This is a genomic window from Corynebacterium sp. HMSC062E11, assembly GCF_001811845.1.
Taxonomy (GTDB): Bacteria; Actinomycetota; Actinomycetes; order Mycobacteriales; family Mycobacteriaceae; genus Corynebacterium; species Corynebacterium hesseae.
This window is the reverse complement of record NZ_KV806791.1, coordinates 54,363-61,396: the sequence shown is the minus strand read 5'-3', so window position 1 is coordinate 61,396 and position 7,034 is coordinate 54,363. Positions and strand designations below refer to the sequence as shown.

At 60.3% G+C, this 7,034-nt stretch carries 7 protein-coding genes and 2 tRNA genes; 4 read left to right on the top strand and 5 right to left on the bottom strand.

The genetic code is table 11. The features are described 5' to 3' along the window. Nucleotides 1-111 precede the first annotated feature (111 nt). The 4 genes from HMPREF2822_RS05370 to gyrA form a co-directional block, all read right to left on the bottom strand. Nucleotides 112-184 (bottom strand) — tRNA-Ala (locus HMPREF2822_RS05370). 9 nt (nucleotides 185-193) lie between these two features. Further along, nucleotides 194-270 (bottom strand) — tRNA-Ile (locus HMPREF2822_RS05365). Between the two features lie 87 nt (nucleotides 271-357). Beyond that, on the bottom strand, nucleotides 358-705 hold the full coding sequence (locus tag HMPREF2822_RS05360) for a DUF3566 domain-containing protein (RefSeq protein WP_070521969.1): 348 nt from the start codon (nucleotides 703-705) through the stop codon (nucleotides 358-360). A gap of 3 nt (nucleotides 706-708) precedes the next feature. After that, nucleotides 709-3,297 (bottom strand): DNA gyrase subunit A, encoded by a 2,589-nt coding sequence (gene gyrA / locus HMPREF2822_RS05355; protein WP_070521966.1) that lies wholly within the window; start codon nucleotides 3,295-3,297, stop codon nucleotides 709-711. Nucleotides 3,298-3,376: 79 nt separating this feature from the next. Here gyrA and HMPREF2822_RS05350 point away from each other — a divergent pair, with 79 nt between their 5' ends. The 4 genes from HMPREF2822_RS05350 to HMPREF2822_RS05335 are packed head-to-tail and all read left to right on the top strand — an operon-like array spanning nucleotide 3,377 to nucleotide 4,809. Continuing rightward, nucleotides 3,377-3,598 carry a CopG family transcriptional regulator gene (locus tag HMPREF2822_RS05350; RefSeq protein ID WP_070521978.1) on the top strand — a complete coding sequence of 74 codons (222 nt, stop codon included), beginning with the start codon at nucleotides 3,377-3,379 and terminating at the stop codon, nucleotides 3,596-3,598. Next, on the top strand, nucleotides 3,595-3,855 hold the full coding sequence (locus HMPREF2822_RS05345; protein WP_070521964.1) for a cell filamentation protein Fic: 261 nt from the start codon (nucleotides 3,595-3,597) through the stop codon (nucleotides 3,853-3,855). Before HMPREF2822_RS05350 ends, HMPREF2822_RS05345 begins: the two co-directional genes overlap by 4 nt. Before the next feature lie 50 nt (nucleotides 3,856-3,905). After that, nucleotides 3,906-4,352 carry a hypothetical protein gene (locus HMPREF2822_RS05340; protein WP_070521960.1) on the top strand — a complete coding sequence of 149 codons (447 nt, stop codon included), beginning with the start codon at nucleotides 3,906-3,908 and terminating at the stop codon, nucleotides 4,350-4,352. A gap of 10 nt (nucleotides 4,353-4,362) precedes the next feature. Further along, nucleotides 4,363-4,809, top strand: a complete 447-nt coding sequence (locus HMPREF2822_RS05335; RefSeq protein ID WP_070521957.1) for a DUF6918 family protein — start codon at nucleotides 4,363-4,365, stop codon at nucleotides 4,807-4,809. Between the two features lie 73 nt (nucleotides 4,810-4,882). Here the strand turns inward: HMPREF2822_RS05335 and gyrB are convergent, their stop codons facing one another. Next, nucleotides 4,883-6,934: a DNA topoisomerase (ATP-hydrolyzing) subunit B gene (gene gyrB, locus HMPREF2822_RS05330; protein WP_070521954.1), complete on the bottom strand. Its 2,052-nt coding sequence runs from the start codon at nucleotides 6,932-6,934 to the stop codon at nucleotides 4,883-4,885. Nucleotides 6,935-7,034 lie beyond the last annotated feature (100 nt).

Below are 7,034 nucleotides of genomic sequence, written 5' to 3'. Positions count from 1 at the left end.
CCGGAAAACAACACGTTTTGTCGTTTAGGCCCCTTAAGCCCCCTAAAGCGGGTCAAGGAGCCAACGCAAAAGGCGCCCAGCGTTTCCGCCGAGCGCCTTCCACTTATGCTGTGGAGCATAGGAGAATCGAACTCCTGACCTTCTGCTTGCAAAGCAGATGCTCTACCAATTGAGCTAATGCCCCATTGTTCCGTGGTGGGCCTAGCTGGAATCGAACCAGCGACCTCATCGTTATCAGCGATGCGCTCTAACCGACTGAGCTATAGGCCCTTGACCGGAACGAGTAGTTACTCTACATAGGACCGGCGATCTATTACAAATCGCCTGGTCATATGTAGTTTTTCTCGGTGATATTCGCTAGTTATGCGGTTCGTCTTGGAGGCGAATCTTGAATCCACCGAAGACGTCCACGATGGCGTTGTAGATCACCGCCAGAAGCGGCGCCAGGATGGTCATCAGCACAGCGATGATGGCACCAAACAGTGCGGCCGCGGAGACGACCAACCCGAAGGAGACCTCAAAGCCGCCGCCAACACCGCCGACGAGGCTATTGAAGGAATCCCAGATGCCCGCCTGGTCAAGGCCGAGATACAACAGGCACACGGCGATGATCCAGGCGACGAGGCCGACGAGGGACATGGCCAAGCCAACGCGGAACGCCGACATGGGCGAAATCCGGGCTAGGTGAAGCTCTCGTCCAATCATGGGTTACTCCTCGTCCTTATCGGCATCCTTGCTTTCAGCTTCGTCCTGCTTGGAGTCTTCCCCAAGCTTGAGGTGCTCAGGCTTGACGTCCTCCACGGACTTCTCACCCTTGGCCACTGCCTGGGCATTCTCCTCGCCGTCGTCCTCAACGTTGCGGTCGATGGCCAGCAGTTCGACGTCGTCAGCCAGGTTAACCAAACGCACGCCCATGGTGGCGCGGGAGCTCGGGCGAATCTGGTTGACCTCGGTGCGGACAACACCGCCAGCGGAGGTAATGGCGAAGATCTCGTCGTCCTCGTCCACGGAGATTGCCGCAATGAGCTTGCCGCGCTTCGGGGTGTACTTGAAGGTCATCACGCCCAGGCCGCCGCGGCCCTGCGGGGTGTACTCCTCGATGGCCGTTCGCTTGCCGTAGCCGCCGGAGGTGGCAACCAGGAGGAACTGACCGTCGTTAACCACAGACATGGACAGCAGCTGGTCATCGCCGCGGAAGCGCATACCCTTCACGCCGGCGGTAGCACGGCCCATCGGGCGAAGCTGGTCGTCGTCGGCAGTAAAGCGGATGGCCTGGCCCTGCTCAGAGGTGAGCAGGATGTCATCGCCCTCGTTGACCAGCTGGGCACCGATCAGCGCATCGCCCTCGTTGAGGTTGATGGCGATGAGCCCAGCGGAGCGTGCGGATTCGTAGTCGGTGAGGCGGGACTTCTTCACGCGGCCCTGCTGGGTAGCAAGGACGAGGTAAGGAGCGTCCTCATAGGACTGAATCTGGATGACCTGGGCGATCTTCTCCTCCGGCTGGAACTCCAGCAGGTTGGCCACGTGCTGGCCGCGGGCGGTGCGGCCTGCCTCCGGAAGCTCGTAGGCCTTGAGGCGGTAGACGCGGCCGAAGTTGGTGAAGAACAGGATCCAGTCGTGCGTGGAGCAGACGAAGAAGTTCTTGACAATATCGTCCTGCTTGAGCTCCGCGCCGCGCACGCCCTTACCACCGCGCTTCTGTGCCTTGTAGGCATCCACCTTGGTGCGCTTGGCGTAACCGGTAGCGGTGATGGTGACAACGACATTCTCGCGGGCAATGAGGTCTTCATCGGACACGTCACCGGAAGCGGCGACGATCTGGGTACGGCGCTCATCGCCGTACTTTTCGACGATCTCCTCCAGCTCATCGTGGACGATCTGACGCTGGCGCTCCTCGCGGGCCAGGATGTCCTTGAGGTCCGCGATGATCTCCTCGATCTCCGCCAACTCATCAATGATCTTTTGACGTTCCAGGGCAGCCAGGCGGCGCAGACGCATCGCCAGGATGGCGTCTGCCTGGATCTCGTCGACGCCGAGAAGCTGCATCAGGCCCTCGCGTGCCTCCTCCACCGTCGGAGAACGGCGAATGAGGGCGATGACCTCATCGAGCATATCGAGCGCCTTAACCAAGCCGCGCAAGATGTGGGCGCGCTTCTCGGCCTCATCCAGGCGGAACTGGGTACGGCGGACGATGACCTCAATCTGGTGGGCCACGTAGTAGCCCAGCATCTGATCGAGACGCAGGGTGCGCGGCACGCCATCAACGATGGAGAGCATGTTGGCACCGAAGGAGGTCTGCAGCTGGGAGTGCTTGTACAGGTTATTGAGCACCACGCGAGCCACGGCGTCACGCTTCAGGGTGACCACGATGCGCATACCCACGCGGTCAGAGGACTCGTCCTCGATCTTGGCAATACCGGCAATCTTGCCGTTGACCACGGACTCCGCGATGTTGGAGATCATGTTATCCGGGTTGACCTGGTAGGGCAGCTCAGTGATCACGATGGTCTGGCGGTTGCCCACCTCCTCAATGGAGGTCACGCCACGCATGCGGATGGAGCCGCGGCCGGTGGTGTAGGCATCCTTGATGCCTTGGTCGCCCACAATGAGGCCCGCAGTCGGGAAATCTGGGCCCTTGACGCGTTCCATGCACGCAGCCAAGGCTTCTTCCTCAGAAGCATTCGGGTTATCCAGCAGCCAGTAAATAGCCTCCGCCAACTCGTTGAGGTTGTGCGGCGGGATATTGGTGGCCATACCGACGGCGATACCGCCGGAGCCGTTCATCAGCAGGTTCGGAACGCGGGAGGGCAGGATAGTCGGCTCCTGCGTCTTGCCATCGTAGTTCGGCGCAAAGTCGACGGTGTTTTCGCGGATATCACGCACCATCTCCATCGCCAGCGGCGTCATACGGCACTCGGTATAACGCATAGCTGCCGGGCCGTCATTACCGCGGGAGCCGAAGTTACCCTGGCCATCGACCAGCGGGTAGCGCATGTTCCACGGCTGGGCTAGGCGCACGAGGGTGTCGTAGATAGCGGAGTCACCGTGCGGGTGGAACTGGCCCATCGTGTCCGAGACCGGGCGGGCGGACTTTACGTAGCCGCGATCCGGTCGGTAGCCGGAGTCATACATGGCGTAGAGGATGCGGCGGTGGACAGGCTTAAGACCGTCACGCACCTCTGGCAGGGCGCGGCCGACAATGACGGACATGGCGTAGTCGATGTAGCTCGACTCCATCTCCTCATTGATGTCAATTGGTTGGATGCGATCGAAAAGATCACCGTTATTGTCGCTCATAACGCCCTATCCTACCTTCTAGGGCCGTATAAGGCCGTTTGTGGCACAGCTGTGGTATCACGATGATACCATGTCCTCTATGGCTATGACGCTGCGCCTGACCCCGGACCAAGACCATGCGCTGACCTTGTTGGCTTCCGCGCAAGGAACCTCCAAGCACGAGGCGGTGGTCCGCGCCGTTGTTGCGGCGGCCGCGCGAACCCTCACCGATGCCGCCGTACAGGAGACAGCGCGCCGGCTGCTGCCTGGGCGTTCAGAATTAGAAGCGGAGATCCGCCAGGCCCGAGGCGCACGCCGGTGAACGTAGAACAACTGCTCCTCGTCGCCCGTGAGTTTTGCCGGGCCCATCGGGTACGGATTAGTAATTTCGCCGCGCTAGCCGCTGCGGCCGCCGCGAGCACGGCCACCATTGAGGGAATTGCCGTTCATGGCAACCGCGATGCGGCGGCGGAATCACTGGAGACAGTCTTGCGTTCTGTCCCCGCGCTCAGCGGAAAGAATGAAGAATTCGCGCGATTTTGCGCCGAGGTCTATCTTTCTGTTGCAGAAGTTATGTAAGTTAAACATGATAAAGAAGTCTCTATTCCCTTGTAGGAAGGAATCCCCCTATGCCCTCGAAGTCTTTGAAGAAGTTCCTCGCCGCCGGTGTCGTGGCTACCACCCTCGCCACCGCAGCAACGCCAGCTGCGAGCGCTAAGACCGCCGACAATGACTGGCAGAACAACCTCAACCCCGACTTCGAGCAGGGCGAAGGCGGCTCCTCCCTGACCGGTTCCACGCCGATCGACATGACGCTCATCATTGGCGGTAGCATCGCCGCCGCAGCGGCACTGCTCAAACTAGTGGTGGATAACGTCCCAGCACTGCGCGCCCAAGCAGATGAGTTTGCCGCCCAGATCGGGATGGCCGGGTCCTCCGGTTCTTCTGAGAACAGCCGCCTCTACGAAGGTGGCCTCGACTTCGACCTCGAGCGCCTGGCCCGCACCAACGGCTTCCCGGAGATTGCTGACCAGCTCGCCGCACTCAAGGCAGGCTCCACCGCACCGGCACAGTAAGCTCGCCTGTATGACAAACCTCACCCAGCTTCTCCAATCCCCTACCCGCAACGCCGTAGTGGCGGACTTGGCCACGGCCGCCGATGACACCGTCTCTTCGCTCTCCGGCATTTCCGGAATGGCCTTCAAAGGCGCTTTAGGCGCTGCCAAGAAGGCAGATTCTAAGGTCTTGTCCAAGGGAATCAACCACATGCTTCCGGAACTACTCAATAGCCTGGATTCCTACTGGAAGGAATTCGAAGGCTCTGAGCAGTCCGACTTCGGCACCTACCTGGAAGGGCGCAGCGCTGAGATTACCGCCGCCATCATGGCAACCGCGGACAAGGCCGCGGAGAATGTGAACGCGCCTGGCATCGCCCGCACCTACAAGTCACTGCGCGGCAAGGCCTCCTCGATCCTGGAGCCCAACGTCGCGACCATCGGCCGCGTTCTGCAGCGCCATATGGGTACTGTTTAAACGCCTGCTTGGCGACGAAATAAGACCAGCACCTCATATCAGGTGCTGGTCTTTGCGGGTTTTGGGCTAGCGTTTAGACGTCGAGGAAGCGTACGTCCTTCGCGCGGCGGGTAATGAAGGAGCGGCGAGCAGACACGTCATCACCCATGAGGATGGAGAAGAGCTCGTCGGCGCGCTGGGCGTCCTCCAGATCCACACGGCGAAGCACGCGGGTGGTCGGATCCAGGGTGGTCTCCCACAACTCGGAGGCGTTCATCTCACCCAGACCCTTGTAGCGCTGAATGCCGTCATCCTTGTTGATCTTGCGTCCCTGCTCCAAGCCCTCAGCAAGCAGCTTGTCGCGCTCGGCGTCAGAGAAGGCATAGCCCGGCTGGCCCTTGCCCCACTTCAGCTTGTACAGCGGCGGGTTAGCCAGGAAGACGTGGCCATCCTCAACCAGCTGCGGCATGAAACGGAAGAGCAGGGTCAGCAGCAGCGTAGCGATGTGCTGGCCGTCCACGTCAGCATCGGCCATGAGCACGATCTTGTCATAGCGCAGCTTGGAAATGTCGAATTCTTCGTGGATGCCGGTGCCCAGGGCCGTGATGATGGCCTGAACCTCAGCGTTCTTGAGCACCTTGTCCATGCGGGCCTTTTCCACGTTGAGGATCTTGCCGCGCAGCGGCAGGATGGCCTGGAACATGGAATCGCGGCCGCCCTTGGCGGAACCACCTGCGGAGTCACCCTCCACGATGTAGAGCTCAGAAAGCTTCGAGTCCTTGGAACGGCAATCCGCCAACTTACCCGGAAGGCCACCGAGGTCACCGGCGGACTTACGGCGTACCAATTCGCGCGCCTTTCGCGCCGCCACGCGGGCGTGCGCAGAGGACACGGCCTTGTTGATGATGACCTTGGCCTCAGCCGGGTTGGCATCGAACCAATCGTTGAGGTGCTCGTTAACGGAACGCTGGACAAATCCTCGAATCTCCGAGTTACCCAGCTTCGTCTTGGTCTGGCCTTCGAACTGCGGATCCCCAACCTTGACGGAAATGACGGCGGCAAGGCCTTCGCGGCAATCTTCGCCGGAAAGGTTGCCATCCTTTTCCTTGAGGAGCTTGTGCTCCTTGGCATAGCGGTTCATCAGGGAGGTCAGCGCCGCGCGGAAGCCTTCCTCGTGCGTTCCGCCTTCGTGAGTATTAATGGTGTTGGCGAAGGTGTGGACGGACTGCTTGTAGCCCTGGTTCCACTGCAGCGCGATTTCCACCTCATGGTCCTCACCCTTAACGTCGAAGGCAACGATGGTGGGGTGGATGGCGGTCTTGTTCTTGTTGAGGTGCTCAACATAGTCCTGCAGACCGTTTGGGTAGTGGTAGGTGACTTCCTTCTTCTTTTTCTTGGACGCCTGGTCTTCGTCACCGTCGGCAGCCTCAGTGGACTCCCCCTTCTCATCCAGGCTGCTCAGGCTCACTGGGGCATCGCCAGCCTCGGCGATCTCCTCTAGTTCGGCCTGCTCCTTAGAGATGGCGCGCTCATCGCGCAGCACGATGGTCAGGCCCTTGTTCAGGAAGGCCATCTCCTGCAGGCGGCGAGCGATCGTGTCGTAATTAAACTCGACGGTCTCAAAGATCTCCGGGTCCGGCCAGAAGCGGATGGTGGTTCCGGTACCGCGAGCATTATCGCCTTCCACGAGTTCATCCGGGATGGCATTGTTGAAGTTCTGGTACCAGTGCTTGCCGTCGCGCTTGATATCTGCCTCGACGCGGGTGGACAAAGCATTGACCACGGAGATACCCACGCCGTGGAGGCCGCCGGAAACGGCATAGGATTCGGAGTCGAACTTACCGCCGGCATGCAGCTGGGTCATGACCACCTGGACGGTGGGAACGCCAGAGGCGTGCATCTCCACCGGGATACCACGGCCGTTATCGATAACTTCGATGCCGCCGTCTTCGCGGAGGGTGACGATGACCTTGTCGGCAAAGCCCGCCATCGCCTCATCGACGGAGTTGTCAACGATCTCCCAGATCAGGTGGTGCAGGCCACGGGCACCAGTGGAACCGATGTACATGCCGGGGCGCTTACGGACGGCTTCGAGGCCCTCCAGAATTGTGATTGACCCCGCATCATATGCGTGTTGTTCAGCCACGGATTCGTGTTCTCCTTTTGGCTAGAGCTAAATCTAAGACTCTAGCCATTCTACACTGTGTCCCCCCACGCAAGGGCACTGCACGCCCGTGAGAGCCCCA

Bases quoted from the DNA above. Each gene is read 5' to 3' on its own strand.
- HMPREF2822_RS05335 (WP_070521957.1), top strand. From the start codon at position 4,363: ATGACAAACCTCACCCAGCTTCTCCAATCCCCTACCCGCAACGCCGTA.
- gyrA (WP_070521966.1), bottom strand. From the start codon at position 3,297: ATGAGCGACAATAACGGTGATCTTTTCGATCGCATCCAACCAATTGAC.
- HMPREF2822_RS05340 (WP_070521960.1), top strand. From the start codon at position 3,906: ATGCCCTCGAAGTCTTTGAAGAAGTTCCTCGCCGCCGGTGTCGTGGCT.
- HMPREF2822_RS05360 (WP_070521969.1), bottom strand. From the start codon at position 705: ATGATTGGACGAGAGCTTCACCTAGCCCGGATTTCGCCCATGTCGGCG.
- HMPREF2822_RS05350 (WP_070521978.1), top strand. From the start codon at position 3,377: ATGGCTATGACGCTGCGCCTGACCCCGGACCAAGACCATGCGCTGACC.